This window comes from Mycobacterium cookii (assembly GCF_010727945.1).
Taxonomy (GTDB): domain Bacteria; phylum Actinomycetota; class Actinomycetes; order Mycobacteriales; family Mycobacteriaceae; genus Mycobacterium; species Mycobacterium cookii.
On sequence record NZ_AP022569.1, the window covers coordinates 3,891,040 to 3,910,539 of the forward strand.

Consider the following 19,500-nt stretch of genomic DNA (forward strand, 5'->3'; position numbering starts at 1 on the left):
CGTTAGCTTTCGGACAGACCGAACAGCGCTGCGGCGTTGTCATGGAACACCGCGCGCAGCCAGCGGTCGTCGATGCCGGGTATCTCGGTGATCGCCCGCATCGCTTCGGGGTAGCCGTAGGGGATGTTGGGGAAGTCGCTGCCGAACAGAATGCGATCACCCAACTGCGGCAACCGACGCAGCTGCGGCGGCGGGAACGGCATGGTCTCGTCGACGAACGGGGTGAAAGCCATTGTGGTGTCGAGCCGTACGTCGACCGAAGCCTCGCAGATGTCGAGGAACTCGGCGTACTCCGGCATTCCCATGTGCGCGATGATCAAGCGCAGTTGCGGGTAGCGTCGCAACAGTCGGCGTATCGGCTCAGGTCCGGTGTGCTCGCCTGGCACCGGCCCGGAGCCGCAGTGAATGACGACGGGTATCCGGGCGTCTTCGATGGCTCCCCAGACCGGGTCGAGCAGCCGATCGTTCGGGTCGTACCTGCCAACCTGGACATGAGCTTTGAAGACCTGCGCTCCATCGCGAATCGCTGCGTCGACGTAGTTGCCCGCATCGGGTTCGGGGTAAAACGTGGCGGTGGCAAGGCAATCCGGCGTCGACCGGCGAAATTCGAGCGCCCACTGATTCAGCCACGCCGCCATCTGCGGCTTGTGCGCGTATACCAGAGCGGTGAACCCGCGAACGCCGAACTCCCGCAACGTCTGCAGGCGCTCGGACTCGACAGCGCGGTAGGCGATCGGCCATTCGCGGCCGACGAGTGGTCCCGCGGAGTCGAAGTAATTCCACACCTTGTCCATCACCGACTTCGGCATGAAGTGGGTGTGCACATCGATCACACCGGGTAAGCCCAGCGCAGACCAGATCTGCCGTACCTCGGCGACCTCGTGGTCGTCGGTCATCGTCCATCCTCGACTCGTTCGGCATGCATCGGGTAATACCTTTGTCTATCAGTCGCCGTGCGGGCCGTCGGACAGGAGGACCAGCGTGTGGGATCCGGATGTCTACCTCGCCTTCGCCGACCACCGTGGTCGCCCGTTCGTCGACTTGCTGTCCCGGGTAGGCGCACGGACACCGCGTCGGGTCGTGGATCTGGGCTGCGGCGCAGGCAACCTGACCGCGCAGTTGGCCCGCCGCTGGCCGAACGCGGTGATCGAGGCACTGGACAGCTCACCGGAGATGGTGCAGGCCGCCCGGGAGCATGGCGTGGACGCGTCGGTCGGAGACGTGGGAACCTGGACGCCGCAGCCTGATACCGACGTTGTGTTCAGCAATGCCGTCATGCATTGGGTGCCCGAACATCGCGAGCTGTTCGTCCGATGGGCCGGGCAACTGGCTGCCGGGTCGTGGATCGCCGTCCAGATGCCCGGCAACTTCGAAAGCCCGTCGCACGCCGCAGTGCGGGCAGTGGCCCGTCGTGAACCGTTCGCAAAGGCTCTGCGGGAGGTCCTGTCTCTGGTGGGCACGGTCGTCGACACGCCCGCGCACTACGCCGAGCTATTGATCGACGCCGGGTGCACCGTCGACGCGTGGGAGACGACCTACGAGCACCAACTCAGCGGCGAGCATCCGGTGCTGGATTGGATCAGCGGCACCGCGCTGCTGCCGGTGCGCGAGCAACTCAATGACGAGGAATACCAACACTTTCGGCAGGAATTGATCCCGCTGCTCGCCGAAGCGTATCCAGCCCGGCCGGACGGCATTACGTTCTTCCCCTTCCGGCGAGTGTTCGTCGTCGCGCAGGTCGGCGGCTGATGGCTGAGGGCTATACCGGTAGACCCAATTCTTTTGCGTCGTTGTGGTACCGGTCCACCCACTCATCGGAGCGTTCGTCGGCCTGGCGCTCCAGTGCCGGCGCCGGAGCCAACCGGGGGTCTTGCCCCAGTGCCTCCAACACCGTGGCCACGATCGAGGTCAGATTGCGCCATAACACCGGATAGGCCACATCAATCGGCTCGATGCCTTCGTCGGCGAACCAGCCACGCCAGCACTGCTCCTGCTCCCGCAACATCTTGACGACGTGCGCGATTGCCCCGGCGTGGTACGCGGCCCGCGAGTCTCGTGTCGGGTCCGGCCGTCCGCGCCACACCCGCGTCTGCACGGCACGCCAGAATGACACCGCCTGCGAAACCACGTCCGGTCGGTAGACGTGGACGTAGACCGGCTCGCTTCCGATCACGTCCCGGATGGCCGCCCGCAGACCATCACCGGACCGATCGGGCAGCGACGCGGCCCGGTGCTCCAGCAACGGCGTCTGGTTCCACATCAACTTACCGCCCCAGACGCCGTTGGGCGTCCGGCCCGAACTGCGGATGTGCTCCCGCCAGGCGACCGATGACGCGGTATCCGGGGTTCCCGGCTCCAGCGGATCGAGCAATTCCAGCACGGTGTCGTCTTCGACGTCGGCGAACCATTGTCGCGGCTGCGGCGCCAGCCCCGTCGTCGGCAGGTACTGGAAGAATTCCTGCGGCTCCCCGGCGCTGCCGGTTGCACGCAACGATTCGACCAGCAGCGTGCTGCCACAGCGCTGTGATGCGAGCACGAGATAGGAGGTCGGATGCTCGGGCATCCGGTGAGCCTAACCCGCGTCTCGAAGGGCCTGTATTCACACCGAACATCGAACTATCGTTCGGTCAGACCGACCTCGTGTTCGATGCCGCGGTCGCCGGCGATCGCCGAGCGACTGGTCGGGGCTTTGTCGTGAATTCTCAAATACGTCTCGGTGTAGCGTGCGGCGATCCGGGTGCCCGCAAAGTCGGATGGAATGACGTCATGGGTTCGCTGACGCCAATCATGCAGGCGCACAGCGAGATCAGCGGCGATCGAATCGGACCCGTCAAGACCGTCGCCGGCCAGCAGATTGTTCTTCTCGGTCGGGTCGGCGCGCAGGTCGTAGAGTTCCCGTTCCGCGCGCGGCGCGGTGACCAACGGTGCGACGGCGTGGCCGGACGGGCTTTCCTCGATATCCCACGGCAGGTCCAGAAGGGGCCGTCGTGCGTAGTTCTCGATGTAGCTGAACTCTTTGGTGCGGATGGCGCGGATCGGATCGAACGAATCGTGGTAGGTCTTGCTGGTGTATACGTGATCGCGGACCGGCTCGCTGCGGTCCGATGCAAGAAGCGCTTTCGCGTGCGAGATGCCCTCGACATCAGCAGGTTCCGGCACACCGAGCAATTCGAGCACCGTCGGAAGCAGGTCTACACCACTGAAGAGATCGTCGTAAACCATTGGCGCCGATGCCATCCGGTTGGGTGGGCGGATGATCATCGCGATTCCGGTCCCCGCTTCGTAGAGCGTGGACTTCGCCCGTGGGAACGGTGCGCCATGGTCGGTGAGGAAGATAACCCAGGTGTTGGCGTCATGTCCGGTCTCGGCGAGCGTGTCCAGGATCCGGCCGACTGCCGCGTCGGCGGTGCTGATGGATCCGTAGAATTCGGCCAGATCTTGGCGTACCTCAACGGTATCCGGCAGGTAGTCGGGCGGTTCGACTTCGGCGATGTCGGCCGGCTCGTAGCGCTCCCGCGGATAGGGCCGGTGCGTCTCGAAAAAGCCCGCTGTCAACAGGAATGGCCGGCTGCGGTCGTCGTCGCGCAACCATTGCTGAGCCCGTTCCACCACGTATTCGCAGAACGAGTTCGACACGTCGAACTCGTCGAAACCCAGCCTCGGCGGATACGACGTCTCGTGCTGCATGCCGAACAGCACTGAGTAGTAACCGTTTTCAGCGAGAATCTGTGGGAGCGTCCGGACGTCCGGGCGATATTCCCAACCATGGTGGGCCAGCCCGACAAGTCCATTGCTCTGCGGATAGCGGCCGGTGAACAGAGATCCGCGCGACGGTGAGCACAGGGGTGCCGTGGCATGCGCACTGGTGAACAGGATGCCCTCGGCGGCCAGCTGGTCAAGTCGCGGGCTCGAGACATCGGCGTGACCGTAGACGCCGAGATACCGACCGAGGTCGTGCCAGTGAATGAGCAGGACGTTGTCGCGCGGCGGGCGCTTTTCGGCTGTGCCGCCGGTCGTTGTCACCCGGCCTACCACTGCTGCGGCGGCGAAGGTGCCGGCGGTCCGTAAGGCGGCGGTTGCGGCGGACCGTATGGCCATGGCCCGCCGCCCGGTCCGGGGCCGGCGGTGAGTTTCGCCGGAAGTCCGAGGAGCAGCCGGAAAGCCGGCACGAACATCAGGCCTCCGATCACTGCGACGACCAGACCGGCAATCAGGTCGTAGGTGACTCGACTGGTGGCACCGTAACGAGCTTCGCAACCGATCGACAGAATGAGCATCACGAGTCCGCCGCCGAGGATCAGGAATTGCCCCAGGTGCTTTTTGAGGAAGAGCATCACCGCGCCGGCGGTCGCCGCGAGACTGGCCCCGATGATCAGGAACAGGCAGACCACCAACACGGGCGGAAGCGTGGGCACAAGGTTCTTGACCGACGCCCGGCACGAACTGGCGTACTCGCCGCTGAACCGATTGCACATTTCGCCGGCACGATTGACGGCGCTGTCGAGGTTGATCCACAGGGTCAGCGTGAGGACGGCGCCGAGCAATCCCAGCAATCCGACGATGGCGAAAGTGATCCAGCCGATTTTCTGCTGAGACGTCGGGGCCGGAATCGGCGCACCGTATCCACCCCACTGCTGCGCGCCGTAGCCAGGCTGCTGACCGTAGCCGGCCGGTGGATAGCCGGGGCCAGGCGGCGTCGGCCCGGCGTACCCGGGCACGGGCGGTTGCTGGCCGTAATCCTCCGGGCTGGGCTGCCCGCTGTATCCCGGCTCGTTGTGCTCCCGAGGATCGCCGGGTTGACTGCCCCATTGCGGGAAACCTGGTGGAGGTGGTTGCACCCCGGCATCGTATCTGGCATCGGCATCGTGGCCCGGCCGTGCGCGACGTTCAGGTCGGGTTCTTTCCCCACCTGTTCTCCGAGACGAACTCCGCGAGCGGGCGCCCGAGCGCCCAACCGTCCAACTCCAGCGACGGTCGATCGGGGAAATCGGGGACCGGGCCGAGGCACAGGATTGCCACCGGCTCGGCGTCGGCGGGCATCGAGAGCAAGGGCGCCAACTTCAGCGGATCGAACAGCGACACCCAACCCATCCCGAGGCCCTCGGATCGGGCCGCGAGCCAGAGGTTCTGGATAGCGCACGATACCGATGCCAGATCCATCTGTGGCATGGTCCGACGGCCGAACACGTAGCTGTCCCGGCCGTCGGAGAGCGCAACTACCAGCAGTTCGGCGCAATCGAGGATGCCTTCGACCTTCAGCGCCAGAAATTCCTGCGCTCGTTCGCCCAGCGCATGGGCGGTCTGCAGGCGCTCCTCGTCGACGAGCGCGTGTATGCGTCGCCGCAGTTGCTCGTCGGTGACGCGGATGAATCGCCACGGCTGCATCAGCCCCACATTGGGTGCGGCGTGCGCCGCCTGCAGCAGGCGAGCGAGGACGTCGTCGGCAACCTTGCTGCCGGACACGAACCGGCGCATGTCCCGCCGCTCGGAGATCACGCGGTAGACGGCCCGCCGCTCATCCGGAGTGAATGCATGATCGTCCACACAGTCATCGTAGAAACGGTTCGCGGTGAAACCAGCCAGCGATGCGCAAGTCGACGTTTCGGGTTGCGGCCAGATCGGTCAGACTTGACCTATCAACTGAGCAGAGGATCAACCTGATGAACATTTCTGAATCAGTGGAGCAATTACCAACCAACGGCTCTCGTGGCCGCGTCTACGGCGACCCCTATCGGACCGCAGACGGCGGCATGGTCATCCCCGTCGCCAAGGTGCGTGGCGGCGCTGCTACTCCGTTCGGAGTGTTCGTCGTGCATGGCGGCGAGGCACGCTGGGTGCCCGCGATGGACTCGAATCGGATCGCGCTGATCGGGGTGACCACTGGGCTGCTCTCGGCGGTGATCGCCAGCGTCGCGTTGCTGCGCCGCCCGCCGTGGCCGGACTTGTCAGCGACGTCGGCGGCCTGGTCACACCGCTGACCGATCACGGCCGGTAGGGGACGCCGACCGCACGGAACACGTATTCCGGTGGCACGTCGAATGTGAAGGATCGACGCGGCAACCCGGCCAGCACGTCACCGGGAACGGCGGCCTTGTAGTGCAACGAGAGGTGACCGGTGAACGCGGGATTCACCGCATCGAGGTTTAGGTCGACGCGCAGACCGGTCGAGGAGATATCGGTGATCGCCGGGCCGGGTTGCATTGCGTCCCAAGGCACATCGACGGCGCGGCCGGCCAATTTGGGCAGCGACGAGAAGGTGGCCAAGGCTCGCCGCCGGGTGAACACCAGCGACCCGACGTAGCTGGAGACGCTGCTCGGCGAGCGTAAGCCCGGGATGGCGCCGTTAAAGCGTCGGGTGACGGCGACGTACTCGGCGAGGTAGATGATGCCCTCGGTCTCGACCTCGGATCGCAGTTCGGCGGGGAGCTTGCCGACGCCGAAGAGCCTGCGGACGAAGACCGGCATGGGTCCAGTATGACGGTGGCCGGTGTCAGCGCAGTTGGGCGTCGCTGTCTACGTGACGATCCGAGATCGACAGTCAAGAAGAGATCCCGGATGAAACCTTCTTTGGTCTGGCCGGCGTCGGTACAGTGCGCACTAGAGCGATCCCAGGTTGCCCAGTCAAGACAGGTGGGAGGGCATGCCCGAGCGCACGAAAGCAGAAGTAACGCAGGCCATCAACAACGCGATCGCCGACTCACAATTTGCGTGGATCGATTTCGTCAACCACAACCTATCGCCCGCCGAAATCGATCCGGATTGTCGCCCGCTGGCGGTGAAGTACACGGAATCCAAGTGGGCTAAGAGCTTCATCAAGCAGCCCAACTCCGGCCTTTTCATGGGAAACGAGGACTACACGTGGGGCAGGGCCGTCTACGTCACCGGTTATCGGGAGCCCCTGTCCACAGCGATTTACGGCCGGGTGGGCTTGGTTTCGTATTTCAAGCCCGACCCCGACTGGAAGGTGTTCGACGCCCGCGACCAGAGCAAGGCAGATCTCTACCTGCATTGGTTGCAGCTTCAGAAGAATTACCGCAAAGCGATTACGACGGTGCATACCAACCACTGGCTGCACGGGATGCGCAACGATTTTCGCGAAGAATTTCAAATCGACGTCGTCCTGTGCAACCCGGACGAGAACGATTCCCGCTGGCGATACACCCACATCAGTGATACCTGGATGTGTGTCAGCGATTGGGACGCGACAGTGAACCACAGAACTGGGAAGCGCAAGTTGGCGAGCGGCCATTCGACTGTCTTCAAAGATGTACGGATCACGGTCGCTCCGGAAGAAGAGTTCGTCGCCCACCCCAAGCCGGTCCAGGTCCGCCCACCGCACAATCCGCCGCCGCGCTCTGCCCAGCTGGAGCTCAGCGGAAAGCCGCCGGTCTTGGCGCCGTGGGACGTCGCGAACGCGTACTGGAATCACTGTATTTTGCGGGTGAAGTCATGAGACTGGTCTCGCTGGCTGCAGAGAAGATTCAGCGCGCCGCCGGTGACGAGGATGAGGAGCAGAAACTGTTCGCGGCCGTCGAGTCGGAGCGAAGAGAGTCGGATGGCGGCGGGCGGCTGTTAAGCGATCTCGTGGAATACACAACAGTTGTCGAAGAGGAACTCGAGGTCCTGACACCGATTGAGTGGCAATGGTTCGCGAGCTGGCGACAGGCTCTCGGCGGCGGGCTCGATCGACTCGTCCTGAACTATCTCATCGATTGCGCTACAACACGATTCGCGAGATATCAGGTCCGCGCATTGGTGCTCCGTGATCCGGCAACGAACGAGCAAGCACTGAGCAGCCAAGAACGTCCAGAGGGCGTTGCTGAGTCGGTCGGATTGACCTGGCTTCGCGAGCAGGCCCAGGGCGCACGGGTGACGAAAATGATCGGCGAACAAAATGTACGAATAGAGCAAGCGCGGGCTGTCGAAGCGCAGGCCGAGCAGCGGACAGACCGTGAGAATGCAATCGCGGAAGAGACAGCAGAACTGGCGAGCGACGCGCTGCAATGCGACACCGACGCTTCGGAATTCCTGATTCAGGAGCTACGCGCCGGCGAGTTCGGGTCTGTGATCGACGATTTGATCGACTACCTCAATGCTCCAACGGTCACCAGCACCGGGGACGCGGATCGCTGGTATGAAGCCGGTGTCGAGCCGGCCGGAGGGTAGGACTGCCGAGCCGTCAATTCACTTCCGCGCGCCCAGTCGCAGCCGAAACCGCGCCAGGCCGGCCAGGGCGATGGCCAGCGCCGCAAGCATTCCGGTGTCCAGCAGCCACGCGCCCGCGGCATGGCGCCACAGCCGATCGGCGGGCAGTCCCGCCTCGACGTTGTTCAGGTCCACCGTCGACGCCGAGGCCGCGAAACCCCAACGGCCCGGCACCAACCACGACAATTGGTTCAACACCAGGCGTCCCGTTACCGGAATCAAACCGCCGGCCAACACCATCGACACCATGATGCTCACGACCAGCATCGGCAGCACCTGTTCGGTGGACCGGGCCAGCGACGAGAGCACAAGGCCCACCATCGCCGAGGTGATCGCGGTCAGTGCCAGGCCCAGATATAACTCCACGACAGCGGGAAATGCGCCGTGCCCCAACAACACTCCGCCGTGTGCCGGTGCGCCTTTACCGATCGTCGTGATGGCGACCATGACCGCGGTGCCGATCAACGCCGCGGCACTGAACACCACGACTTTGGCCATTAGGTAGGCCGACGCCGAAAGTCCGACCGCCCTTTCGCGTTGGAAGATCATCCGCTCGCCGACCAGGTCGCGCACGGTCAGGGCGGTACCCAAAAAGACCGCGCCGATGTTGAGCAGGATCAGGATGTCGATGGGCTCTTCCGTCGAGCCGGCGGGTCCCAGGCCGGTACTACCGGGAACCGCCAGCGACAACACGCCCAAGACGAACGGAAGCACTGCGAGGAAAGCGAAATAGCCGCGGTCGGAGGTGATCAGCCGAGTTTGGCGGCGCGCCAACGTGATTACCTGCCGCCACTGGCTGGTCTGCGGGGGGTGGCCCAACGGTTTAGCGCCCGCGGTGGGCGACGGTCTGCGCGGGGCGGCGGGGTGACGCGCCAGATAGGCACGGTGCACGCCGTCGGGATCGGTGCTGACCCTGGCGAAGATGTCGGCCCAGTCGGTGCTGCCCATCACCGGCCCGATCTGGGCGGGCGGGTCGGCGAAGGCGGTCTTGCCGCCGGGCGCCAGCAACAGGATCTGGTCGCACATGCTCACGTAGGTCAGCGAGTGCGTGACAACGATGACGACACGACCGGCATCGGCCAGCCGGCGCAGCATCGTCATGACTTGCCGATCCAGTGCCGGGTCGAGTCCCGACGTCGGCTCGTCGAGGATTAACAGCGACGGACCGGTCAGCAGTTCCATCGCCACCGACGCGCGTTTGCGTTGCCCGCCGGACAACTTGTCGACGCGAGTCTTCTTGTGCGGGGCCAACTCCAGCTCATCGAGCACTCGCTCGACCACCTGGCGACGGTCGTCGATGGAGGTATCCGGCGGCAACCGGAGTTCGGCTGCGTAATGCAGAGCCTGCTCGACGGTCAACTGGCGATGCACGACGTCGTCCTGCGGCACCATCCCGATTCGTGAACGCATCGAGGCGTATTCGGCGTGCACGTCGTGCCCGTCGAACGCGACGACACCGGCAGTTGGCGGCATCGCACCGCCGATCAGTTTGACCAGAGTCGACTTTCCGGCCCCGGACGGCCCGATCACCGCGGTCAGTGTTCCGGGCTTGGCGGTAAAAGACACGTCCTGCAACAGTTGTCGGCCATCGACGGTCAACGCCAGCCCCTGTGCGGTGAGCCCACTGATGCGGGATGCGACGGGCTGGGGCACCAACGTGTTACCAGTGGCGAGCAGGTCGGTGTTGCCAATCGTGACGACGTCGCCGTCACGCAGCCTTGCCGTGGTGATCAGCGCGCCGTTGACGAAAGTCCCGTTGCTGCTGTTGTTGTCGCGGATTTCCAGACCGGCCGGACCGGACACCAGCACCGCGTGCACGCGGGATGCCAGCGCGTCCTCGATGACGATGTTGTTGGTTTTCGCGCGTCCGACGGTTGCCGAGCCCTGCTGGGCCATCGGCCGCGACGAGATCGGTGGATTGGGCCTGCTCGGCTGCGGCTGCGTCCGCGTCCGCGGCGGGGGAGGCGGGGCGGCCGGCCGGAACATCGTCGTCTTCGAGCTGTCGCCCGGCGGCTGGTCGGTCCTGCTGGCGCGCGGTGCCGGTGCGGCCACTCGGAACATCAACTGCGGCCCGCGTGGACTGCCCAGGGAGACGCTCAGGCGGTCGCGAATCGGCATTACGTTGGCGCGCGAACCGGAGACGTAGAGCCCGTTCTGGCTCTTGTCGACGATCACCCACTGGGCGCCGTCGAATCGCAGAATCGCATGCACCCGCGATATCAGCGTCAGATCGTCGGGGTGGATGTCTTGGAAGCTGATGTCACAGCTGCGGTCACGACCGACGATGACGTCCCGGCCGACCGGGAAGGTGTACATCGCCGAGCCCAGCCAGACCGTCAGCGGCGGCACGCCGACTCCGCCCCCGACGGTGAGCTTGGTCGTGCGGTCGTCGGGGGGCGGTATACGGCTGCGATCTGTTGGTGACATTCCCTGCTTTCTATACCCCGGCACTGTGGGGGGCGACGCATACGACTTTATAAGCGCTGCCAGCACCGACGGGTGGGCGGCGTTGATGCCGCGCCCGCCCGGTGACCTGATCGACGCTAAACCTTGACTTGACCTCACGATCACACGGCGTTGACGATAAGACGGTGCGCCGACTGCTAGGTCTGATGTGCGCTGCGATGTGCGCAGCCGTCATACCCCTGGCGACGGCACCGAAGGGGGGTGCAGTCGGCGCACCTTGGTTTGCACCGTCGGTCGGTAACGCGCCGCAGGTGATCTCGGTGGTCGGCGTCGGCGGTTCGAACGCGAAACTCGACGTTTACCAACGCACTCCCTCGGGCTGGCAGCCCGTCGAGGCCGGTATTCCGGCACACATCGGATCGGCGGGTCTGGCCCAGGAGGCCAAGAGCGGCTATCCCGCGACACCGATGGGTGTTTTCACGCTGCCGTTCGCCTTCGGGACCGCACCCAACCCCGGTGGCGGACTGCAATACGTCCAGGTCGGTTCCAACCACTGGTGGAATGGCGACGACGGCAGCCCGACGTTCAACACGATGCAGGTCTGCCAGAAGGCGCAGTGCCCGTTCTCGACGTCGGCGAGTGAGAATCTGCAGATTCCGCAGTACAAACACGCCGTGGTGATGGGCGTCAACCCGAACCGCGAGCCGGGCAAGGGCGCGGCGTTCTTCTTCCACACCACCGATGGCGGAGCCACCGAAGGGTGTGTGGCGATCGACGACGCCAAGCTGGTGCAGATCATCCAGTGGCTACGGCCCGGCGCGGTGATGGCGATTACCCAATAGCCACAACCGAATTCACGCTAGGGCGCTACCGGGCGTCAACTTGAAGTCGAGGTTCTTCAGCGACATGGTGGCGTCGTAGGTGCGGTCGTATCCGGTCGCGCTGATCCGCCATCCGTCAGCGGTGCGACGATACCGATCGTGGTAGAAGCCCGCGCCGATCAGCATGAAGTCGAATTCGGCCACCATCACCCGGTCTTGCAGATACCAGGTGCCGGTGGCTTCGTCGCCGTTGATCGTGATCTCCGGGTGGGTGACGCGATGCTCGGTGATCACGTTGGGCCCTAGCGACGCGCGCATGTACTCGACCAGGTCGGCGCGGTTGGTGAAGTGGTGTTCTTCGCCCATCGACGACCCGTAGTCGCCGACGACGTCCTCGGTGAGGGTTTCGGAGAAGTCGTCCCAGTGCTTGGTGTCCAGTGCACGTAGGTAGCGGTACTTGATCAGTTCTATCGCAGCGACGTCGGCGAGCCAGGCGTCGTGACCATTTGAGCTCATCACGTCATTGCAGCACACGCCGGCTCAGCGCAGGTAGTGGGTGACCATGTCGATCAGCGCGCGTCGCTCCCGCTGCCAGTCCACTTCGGCGCCCACGATCATCCGGGCCAGCACCACACCGCGCAGCGTCGCCCAAATCACCTCGGCCACACCGGCGTTGGCCGGGTCGTCGGTGATCAGCCGACCGAGCTGATTGATCGCCGCGTTCATCTCCAGCAGGTGTTGCCGCGACGAGCCGCCGCGATTGGCCTGCAGAATCTCGAACGCCGCCATCGACGTGGGGCTGCTGTAACAACTCCACGCCGTGTCGATGACGACCTCGATGCGCTCCCGTAACGGCAGTTCGCTGACCTCGGCCGACGACAGGCTGTCCAGCAGCCTGGCCACCCCGTCGTCGACGACGGCCATCAGCAACCCGCTGCGGTCGCCGAAGTGGTACTGAATCACCCCCCAGGTCACCCCGGCGCGTTCGGCGACGTGCTTCGCGGTCGCCGCGGCGAAGCCCTCCTCGACGATGCAGCGCACCGTTTCGTCGATGATTTTCGCGCGGGTGTCGTCCCCACGTTTGCGCGGCGCCGTCGTCCGTCGGGTCGGCCTGACGGACGTGCGGGGCTTGCGGCCTGCGGTGATGGACATTGTTGACTTTATAACATAGTCAGCTCTATTTTTGGTCGGTGAGCAACTCGCGATACGCCCAGCTGTCCCGCCACGAACTTGCGGTTCTGCTTCCCGAGTTGCTGTTGATCGGGCAGATGATCGACCGCTCGGGCATGGCGTGGTGCATCCAGGAGTTCGGGCGTGACGAGATGGTGCAGATCGCGATCGAGGAGTGGGCCGGCGCCAGCCCGATCTACACCAGGCGCATGCAACGGGCCCTGAACTACGAGGGCGTCGACGTGCACACGATCTTCAAAGGCTTGCAGCTCGACATCGGCGCTCCGCCCCAGTTCATGGACTTTCGCTATACCATTCACGACCGCTGGCACGGTGAGTTCCACCTCGATCACTGCGGCGCGCTGCTCGACGTCGAGCCGATGGGCCACGACTACGTCTTCGGAATGTGCCACACCATCGAGGATCCGACGTTCGACGCCACGGCGGTGGCGACCAATGCCCGGGCGCAGGTGCGGCCCATCCACCGCCCGCCCCGGGTCCCGAGCGACCGTCATCCGCACTGCGCCTGGACCGTCGTTATCGATGAGTCGTATCCGCCCGTCGAAGGCATTCCAGCCCTGGACATCGTCAGCCAAACCCGTGCTGCGACATGGGAACTCGACCCGATAGATGAGTCCGGCGAAGGTCTGGCCGACTATTCGGGCCCGGTGGTGTCCGACTTCGACTTCGGTGCGTACTCGCACTCGGCGCTGGTGCGGATGGCCGACGAAGTGTGCCTGCAGATGCATTTGCTCTACCTCTCTTTCGCGATCGCGGTGCGGGCCCGAGCAGGATCCGACGTCGCATTGGCCGATTCGATCTGCACCCGGGGGCTGACCGGCGTTGCCGGACTCGGTGCTGAGCGCATCCATCGAGCGCTGTCACTACCCGACGGGATCGACGGCTTACGCAGAGTTCTGGAGTTGCACCCGCTGCTGAACCCGCAGGGCTACGTCGACGCAGCGGTGCGGTCCGCCTTGCACGTTCATCGCTCGCCGGCCCACGACGATGCCGCCTGGATCTCGTTGTGCTCGCCGGACTCCGTCCAGCCGCTGCAGGCGATCGCCACCGCCATCGATCCGCGCATCTCAGTCGAGGTCAGCGGGAACGAGGCTGACTGGGTCGCCGAGTTCACTGAGACCGACACTGCCGCAAAAGAGTTGCCCGAGGTGGCGATCGCCAAGGTCAGCGGCGGATCAACATTCGAATTCCAGCCGCGAAAGTCGTTGCCGCTCACCGTGGTGTGACACCCGTCATCTGTCAAGCCGTCGGTTGTCTCGCTTCGATGACGCAACCGCATCGACCGGATACCGATGACGTTGGGCCCGATCGTCGTAGCGCGACCGCCGTTATGGTTAACCCTGGCCACCGACTTGCTATCGACGAAAGTAATCGTTTTATGTATGACCCGTTGGGGTTGTCAATCGGGACCACAAATCTAGTCGCGGTCCGCAGCGGGAATCCTCCCGTCTCGCGTCGCGCTGTGCTGACGCTTTTTCCTGACCGCGCACCGAAGTTAGGCCTGCCCGAGAAAGATTCAGCGAACAGCGATGGCGCCGATACCGGGACTTTGATGGCCGGCTTCGTCGAACGAGTCGGGAAGTCGGACAACCTCAAGCCGGCCGACGGTTCGAAGCACGACCCCGCGCTCCTGTTGGTCGAGGCGCTGGATGCGCTGATCACCGCTACTGGCGGTGCTGCGTCGAAGTCGAACATCACCATGGCCGTTCCGGGGTATTGGGACGCGGATGCGTTGCGTGTCCTGCAAGACGCGTTGAGCACGCACGCCGGCTTCGTGCACAGCGGCATCTCGCCGCGACTGGTCACGGACTCCGCTGCCGCGCTAACCGCGTTGAACGCCGATTCCCACCTTCCGGCCAATGGTGTTGTCGCGCTGCTTGATTTCGGCGGCAGCGGCACGAGCATCACGTTGGCCGACGCCGCATCGGGCTTCACCCCGATCGTCGACACCGTGCGTTATCCGGAATTCTCTGGCGACCTCGTCGACCAGGCGCTCATGGTGCACGTGCTGGACAGCGTCGGTCACGTCAACGGCGCCGATCCCGCGAGCACCGGTGTCGTTGCGCAATTCGCTGGTCTGCGCGAGGAATGCCGTCTGGCCAAAGAGCGACTGTCCAAAGAAACGTCCACCGAGATCGTGGTTGAGCTGTCCGGCCGGCGCTCCCACGTGGAGGTGAGCCGGGCCGAGCTCGACAACGTGATCGAGGACCGTCTCAGCGGTTTGCTCTCGGCGTTCGATGACGTGTTGCGTGCCAACAGGATTCGTTGCAAAGACATCGCGGCAGTGGCGATGGCCGGTGGTGGCGCCAAGATTCCGGTTGTCGCCCAGCGTCTTTCGTCGCACACCAAAGCTTCGGTGATTACCGCCGTGCAGCCCGGATTCGCGATGGCGGTCGGCGCGGTGATGCTGGCGGCCCGGCACCCGATCGAGCAGCAGGAGGAAGAGGCCGCGGTCGAGGTACCGACGATGGCCACCCTGGTCGGTGCGTCCACCGGCAGCTTCGCGACGTCGAGCGGGACGTTCGCCGCGCCTACGGATGCGCTCGGTCCCCCCACCGGCACGTTCGACGCATCGACCGGCACGTTCACCGCCCCGGCCGATGCGTTCTTCAACGGCGCACCCTCGGAGGCGCTTCAGGAGCTGGCCTGGTCGCAGGCCGACGATTCCGGCGACGAGCCGGTGTTCTACACGGGCGAACCCTATGACGACGACGACCGCGCGACGCCGTCACAGCTAATGCAATTGCCGAGAATCGAAGCGCTCGACGCGCAGCAGCGGGGAAACCGGCTGCCGCAGCTCTTCCTGGGGCTTGCCGCGCTGGTCTCGATGGTCGCTATCGGCGGCGTGGCGTTCACGTTGACCAGTAGCCCAGGCAACCGGGCGCCCACCTTGCCGAGCAGCACCACGGCGGTGCCGCGACCACCAGTGAGCTCGCAGCTCCCGTCGCCGAGCCCGCTGTTGCCGCCGCCCAGCGCGGAGCCGTCACTCACCCAAGCGCCGCCCCCACCCGTAAGTGAAGCGCCGCCGGCCACCAGCGAAGCGCCGCCCCCGCCACCGCCGCCGGTGACCACCTACGAGCCGCCGCCGACCACCAGGGCGCCGGTCACGACCACCACGCAGCAGCCGACGACCACGACGCCGCCGGTCAGCAGCACGACCCCGAGCACGACGCCTCCTCCGCCGCCCCCGCCGACGAGCACGTCGCCGACGGTGGCGATGACGACGACCTATCTGAACCTGCCGTTCGTGCCGGTACCAATCCCGGTACAGGTGCCCGAGGGGCAGGGCGGGGCGCAGCAGCAGCCGCAGAACCCCTACCAGCAACAGAACCCCTACCAGCAGAATCCCTATCAGCAGAGCCCGTATCAGCAGCAGAACCCCTACATGAATCCGGGTTACGGCTACTAGTCGTGGCGCAACCCCGCCGATATGCGCACACTGGTGGTAATGCCGTGACCTGCCAGGAGGCGCAATGGACGACAACGGACGATTCGGATTCGATCCCGAAGATCTGGATCGAATGATCCGCGACGCGAGCGAGGGCTTGCGCGACGCGTTCGGGGGAGTGGGCCGGTTCTTCGTTCCGGGTGACCGGTCGGGGTGGTCGTCGGTGTTCGAGGACCTGGCGCGGCGCACCCGTACCAGGCCGGAGACCGCGGGCGAAGCCGGCGACGGCGTCTGGGCGATCTACACCGTGAACGCCGACGGTGGCGCCCGGGTCGAGGAGGTCTACGCCACCGAGCTCGATGCGCTGCGGGCAAACCAGAACAACGTCGACGCGAGCCGCAAAGTCCGTTTCTTGCCGTACGGGATGACCGTCAGCGTGCTGGACGGCTCAGATGACGCGTCGTAACCGTCTGGCCTGGTCGCGGTCCCGCTGCGCAGCCGCGAAGTTTGTCACCTCGGAATAGCGATACATATTTGCGGGTACAACGCCACAATGTTGAACATGTGTGTCGTCCAGATCGGTCGTGTCCTTCTTGCCGCGCTGGTGATCCTTGGCGGGTTGCTGGGCGCACCCACGCAGGTCTCGGCTGCGCAGCCATGTCCGGATGTCGAGGCGGTGTTCGCCCGCGGCACCGGTGAGCCGGCCGGCGTCGGAGGCATCGGGGAGCCGTTCGTCGACGAACTGCGCACCGCGGTCGCCCCCAAGTCGTTGGACGTGTACCCGGTCAACTACGAGGCCAGCAGCAACTTTTCCGACCGCGTCGAGTTCGCCCAGAGCGTCGTCGACGGGATCAAAGACGCCAGCAATCACATCGAGGCCACCGCCGCGAATTGCCCCAAGACCAGAATCGTGTTGGGCGGGTACTCCCAGGGCGCGGTGGTGTCCGGCTTCGTCACGTCGGCCGCTGTCCCGGCGGGCATCCCAGCGGAATACGTGTCCTTTCTGCCGAAGCCGATGCCACCGGAGATCGCCAATCACGTTGCCGCAGTGACGCTCTTCGGGAAGCCGTCAGCTGCGTGGCTGCAGAATTACGGCGCACCCACGATCACCATCGGTCCGCTGTATGCGCCCAAGACCCTCGACTTGTGCGCCGCCGGCGACACGATCTGTAACGGCGATTCCGGAGCGTTGCCGACTTTCGCCCACGCCTCGTACCCGGCCAATGGCATGACGGCGCAAGCCGCGGGTTACGCCGCCAGCCACCTCTAGCCGTCAGCCGGGCTGGTCGGCCATGATCGTTGCGAACAATTCGGCCATCTCGTCGGCCGGACCGACCGGCACGGTGTAGCCGGCCTCGTCGCGGATCTCGTCGAGATGGTCACGAACTTGCTCGACGGACAGCGCGCGACTGTAGAAGCCTTTCGTGCGGCCGATGAAGAATCGGGCGACGTGTCCAGCGCCGACGGTGTAGATCTCGCCGGACACCGGACAGTCCCGGTGCGTGAGGAAGGCAGCCACAGGGGCGACCAATGCCGGGTCAAGCTTCTGAAGATATTGCGCCACAAGGTCATCCAGTACGGCCTGCGCTGACGGGTCATCCGGTGGCAGGGCGGTGTCGACCGAGTGCGCCAACATCCGGGTGTAGGCGATCGGCGCGATCGCGTTGACCTTGATGTTGCGTTCGGCGCCCTCCGCGGCCAGCACTCGGGTCAAGCCGACCAACCCGGTTTTCGCCGCGCCGTAGTTGCTCATCCGTTCGGCGCCAAGCAGTCCCGCGGCCGAGCAGGTGTTGAGGATTCGTCCGTATTGCTGCTCGCGCATGACCTTCCACGCGGGCCTGGTGACATAGAACGCACCTCTGAGATGTACGTCGAGCAACGGGTCGAGTCGGTCGGCGGTGATGTCCTCGAACGGCGCGTCGCGGACGATACCGGCGTTGTTGATCACGATGTCGACGCGTCCCCAGGCGTCCACAGCGGCGTCGACAATCGCCTGTCCGCCTTCGGGCCTGTTCACGCTGGTGGTGTCGGGGATGGCCTCGCCGCCGCGCCGGCGAATCTCGGCGGCGACAGCGGTCGCCGCGTGGGCGTCCGAACCCGCTCCGGTGACCGAGCCGCCGATGTCGTTGACCAGCACGCGGGCCCCCCGCGAGGCGAGCAACAGCGCGTACTCCTTGCCCAGACCATTGCCGGCGCCGGTGATCACCGCGACCTGGCCGTCGAACCGCATGTCGTCTGTCACCAGGTCACCGGCAGCTCTTTCATGCCGTAGATGTCGGCATCCTTGAACTTCAGTTCGTCGGCGGGCACCGCCAGTTGCAGGCCCGGCAGTCGGCGAGCCAGCGTGGCGAACGCCACCTGCATTTCGACACGCGCCAGGTTGGCGCCGATGCACTGGTGAGCTCCGTAGCCGAAAGCCAGGTGCCCGCGGGCGCTTCGGGCGATGTCCAATGTCTCAGGGCTGGCGACGAATTCGCTGTCCCAGTTACCGGCCGGCAGATTCATCAGCAACCTGTCGCCCGCGCGGATCTGCTGACCACCGAGGGTGAGATCTTCGGTTGCGATGCGATCCACTTGAGCGTGCACGATCGAGAGATAACGCATGAGCTCCTCGACCGCGTTGGCGATGACGGCGGGATCGTCGGTTTGACCGAGACGCTCGTAAACTTCCGGATGATCTAGCAGCGCAACGGTGCCCAGCGAGATCATGTTGGCGGTGGTTTCGTGCCCGGCCTGCATCATGATCACGCCGTTGACGGCCACGGTGTTGTAGTCGAGTTGGCCGGTCGCGACATAGTCGGTGATGAGGCGGCTGAGCAAGTCGTCGCCGGGGTCGCGTTGCTTTCTCGCTACCAGCTCCTGGATGTACGAGTACATCTCGATGAAGCCCTGCGCTCTTTCCTCGTCGGTGGAGTTCACGTCCAAACCGGCGGCGGTGTTGTGATGAAAGATCTCGAGATCTTCCGGTGGGACGCCCAGCAGCAGCGCGATCACCAGCGACGGGACCGGCAGGCCAAAGTCGCGGACGATATCGGCAGGCGGCCCCTTGTCGATCATCGCGTCCAGGTATTTGTCGACCAGGTCCTGGATCTGCGGCCGCATTGCCTCGGTGCGTCTGAACGTGAATTGGCTGGTCATCATTCGCCGTAGCCGTTGATGCTCGGGATCGTCCGTCCGGGCGAAGATCACCGGTGCCTCGCTTGGCTGCTCGAATATCTCCGGCAGCGTCTTCGCCGACAGCCGTGGATCGACCAGAGCGGCCCTGATGTCGTGGTAGCGGCTCACCGACCACACCTGTTGGCCATTCCAGATGGCCCGCTGCAGGCCGGGCGCTTGCCGCCAGTCCGCGAACTCGGTCGGCGGCGCGAGCGGGCAGCGCGTGGCACGTTGCGCCGGAATCACGGGCAGATCGGAAGTTGTTGTCATCAGCGACCTTTGCGGTTAAGTGGCAGATGGTTGCCAATTAACCGAGCCTAAAACGCCACTAAC

General features: G+C 64.9%; 20 protein-coding genes. 9 read left to right on the top strand and 11 right to left on the bottom strand.

The window, feature by feature from the left end; all coding sequences use genetic code 11:
• Positions 1–2: 2 nt before the first annotated feature.
• Positions 3–896 (bottom strand): amidohydrolase family protein, encoded by an 894-nt coding sequence (locus G6N27_RS18325; protein ID WP_163778665.1) that lies wholly within the window; start codon positions 894–896, stop codon positions 3–5.
• Positions 897–981: 85 nt separating this feature from the next.
• Between G6N27_RS18325 and G6N27_RS18330 the strand changes: the two genes are divergently transcribed.
• The gene (locus tag G6N27_RS18330; protein ID WP_163778667.1) at positions 982–1,749 is read left to right on the top strand and encodes a trans-aconitate 2-methyltransferase; all 768 of its coding nucleotides are present in this window, start codon (positions 982–984) and stop codon (positions 1,747–1,749) included.
• Positions 1,750–1,759: 10 nt separating this feature from the next.
• Here G6N27_RS18330 and stf0 read toward each other — a convergent pair whose 3' ends face one another.
• The 4 genes from stf0 to bluB are packed head-to-tail and all read right to left on the bottom strand — an operon-like array spanning position 1,760 to position 5,475.
• On the bottom strand, positions 1,760–2,563 hold the full coding sequence (gene stf0 / locus G6N27_RS18335) for a trehalose 2-sulfotransferase (RefSeq protein WP_163778671.1): 804 nt from the start codon (positions 2,561–2,563) through the stop codon (positions 1,760–1,762).
• 53 nt (positions 2,564–2,616) lie between these two features.
• Positions 2,617–4,023 (bottom strand): sulfatase family protein, encoded by a 1,407-nt coding sequence (locus G6N27_RS18340; RefSeq protein WP_232064667.1) that lies wholly within the window; start codon positions 4,021–4,023, stop codon positions 2,617–2,619.
• 5 nt (positions 4,024–4,028) lie between these two features.
• Positions 4,029–4,838, bottom strand: coding sequence for a hypothetical protein (locus tag G6N27_RS18345; protein ID WP_163778678.1), 810 nt, complete (start codon positions 4,836–4,838; stop codon positions 4,029–4,031).
• 49 nt (positions 4,839–4,887) lie between these two features.
• Positions 4,888–5,475 carry a 5,6-dimethylbenzimidazole synthase gene (gene bluB / locus G6N27_RS18350; protein ID WP_232065125.1) on the bottom strand — a complete coding sequence of 196 codons (588 nt, stop codon included), beginning with the start codon at positions 5,473–5,475 and terminating at the stop codon, positions 4,888–4,890.
• A 185-nt stretch (positions 5,476–5,660) separates the two neighbouring features.
• Between bluB and G6N27_RS18355 the strand changes: the two genes are divergently transcribed.
• Positions 5,661–5,978 carry a hypothetical protein gene (locus tag G6N27_RS18355; RefSeq protein WP_163778684.1) on the top strand — a complete coding sequence of 106 codons (318 nt, stop codon included), beginning with the start codon at positions 5,661–5,663 and terminating at the stop codon, positions 5,976–5,978.
• Positions 5,979–5,982: 4 nt separating this feature from the next.
• Here G6N27_RS18355 and G6N27_RS18360 read toward each other — a convergent pair whose 3' ends face one another.
• Complete coding sequence (locus G6N27_RS18360) at positions 5,983–6,465, bottom strand: hypothetical protein (RefSeq protein ID WP_163778687.1); 483 nt, start codon at positions 6,463–6,465, stop codon at positions 5,983–5,985.
• A gap of 175 nt (positions 6,466–6,640) precedes the next feature.
• On the opposite strand from G6N27_RS18360, the gene G6N27_RS18365 reads away from it, so the two are divergent.
• Positions 6,641–7,453 (top strand): hypothetical protein, encoded by an 813-nt coding sequence (locus G6N27_RS18365; protein WP_163778689.1) that lies wholly within the window; start codon positions 6,641–6,643, stop codon positions 7,451–7,453.
• The gene (locus tag G6N27_RS18370; RefSeq protein ID WP_163778691.1) at positions 7,450–8,166 is read left to right on the top strand and encodes a hypothetical protein; all 717 of its coding nucleotides are present in this window, start codon (positions 7,450–7,452) and stop codon (positions 8,164–8,166) included. The genes G6N27_RS18365 and G6N27_RS18370 overlap by 4 nt, the downstream gene beginning before the upstream one ends.
• A gap of 18 nt (positions 8,167–8,184) precedes the next feature.
• Here G6N27_RS18370 and G6N27_RS18375 read toward each other — a convergent pair whose 3' ends face one another.
• Positions 8,185–10,521, bottom strand: coding sequence for an ATP-binding cassette domain-containing protein (locus G6N27_RS18375; protein ID WP_197746542.1), 2,337 nt, complete (start codon positions 10,519–10,521; stop codon positions 8,185–8,187).
• Positions 10,522–10,796: 275 nt separating this feature from the next.
• On the opposite strand from G6N27_RS18375, the gene G6N27_RS18380 reads away from it, so the two are divergent.
• Positions 10,797–11,453 (top strand): L,D-transpeptidase family protein, encoded by a 657-nt coding sequence (locus G6N27_RS18380; protein ID WP_163778698.1) that lies wholly within the window; start codon positions 10,797–10,799, stop codon positions 11,451–11,453.
• Between the two features lie 12 nt (positions 11,454–11,465).
• Here G6N27_RS18380 and G6N27_RS18385 read toward each other — a convergent pair whose 3' ends face one another.
• Both G6N27_RS18385 and G6N27_RS18390 read right to left on the bottom strand, forming a co-directional pair.
• Positions 11,466–11,966: a nuclear transport factor 2 family protein gene (locus G6N27_RS18385; protein WP_372512974.1), complete on the bottom strand. Its 501-nt coding sequence runs from the start codon at positions 11,964–11,966 to the stop codon at positions 11,466–11,468.
• A 6-nt stretch (positions 11,967–11,972) separates the two neighbouring features.
• A complete protein-coding gene (locus G6N27_RS18390; RefSeq protein ID WP_163778703.1) occupies positions 11,973–12,584 on the bottom strand; it encodes a TetR/AcrR family transcriptional regulator in 612 nt (203 codons plus the stop codon).
• Positions 12,585–12,622: 38 nt separating this feature from the next.
• On the opposite strand from G6N27_RS18390, the gene G6N27_RS18395 reads away from it, so the two are divergent.
• The 4 genes from G6N27_RS18395 (at position 12,623) to G6N27_RS18410 (ending at position 17,281) form a co-directional block, all read left to right on the top strand.
• Entirely contained in the window at positions 12,623–13,849 is a 1,227-nt protein-coding gene (locus G6N27_RS18395) for a hypothetical protein (protein WP_163778706.1), read from the top strand.
• Between the two features lie 326 nt (positions 13,850–14,175).
• Positions 14,176–16,032, top strand: a complete 1,857-nt coding sequence (locus G6N27_RS18400) for an Hsp70 family protein (RefSeq protein WP_232064668.1) — start codon at positions 14,176–14,178, stop codon at positions 16,030–16,032.
• Positions 16,033–16,096: 64 nt separating this feature from the next.
• Positions 16,097–16,477 carry a hypothetical protein gene (locus G6N27_RS18405; protein WP_163778712.1) on the top strand — a complete coding sequence of 127 codons (381 nt, stop codon included), beginning with the start codon at positions 16,097–16,099 and terminating at the stop codon, positions 16,475–16,477.
• A gap of 87 nt (positions 16,478–16,564) precedes the next feature.
• A complete protein-coding gene (locus tag G6N27_RS18410; RefSeq protein ID WP_163778715.1) occupies positions 16,565–17,281 on the top strand; it encodes a cutinase family protein in 717 nt (238 codons plus the stop codon).
• A gap of 3 nt (positions 17,282–17,284) precedes the next feature.
• On the opposite strand, the gene G6N27_RS18415 is transcribed toward G6N27_RS18410, so the two are convergent.
• Both G6N27_RS18415 and G6N27_RS18420 read right to left on the bottom strand, forming a co-directional pair.
• Positions 17,285–18,241: an SDR family NAD(P)-dependent oxidoreductase gene (locus G6N27_RS18415; RefSeq protein ID WP_163781981.1), complete on the bottom strand. Its 957-nt coding sequence runs from the start codon at positions 18,239–18,241 to the stop codon at positions 17,285–17,287.
• An 8-nt stretch (positions 18,242–18,249) separates the two neighbouring features.
• Positions 18,250–19,437 carry a cytochrome P450 gene (locus G6N27_RS18420; RefSeq protein ID WP_163778720.1) on the bottom strand — a complete coding sequence of 396 codons (1,188 nt, stop codon included), beginning with the start codon at positions 19,435–19,437 and terminating at the stop codon, positions 18,250–18,252.
• Positions 19,438–19,500: the final 63 nt, after the last annotated feature.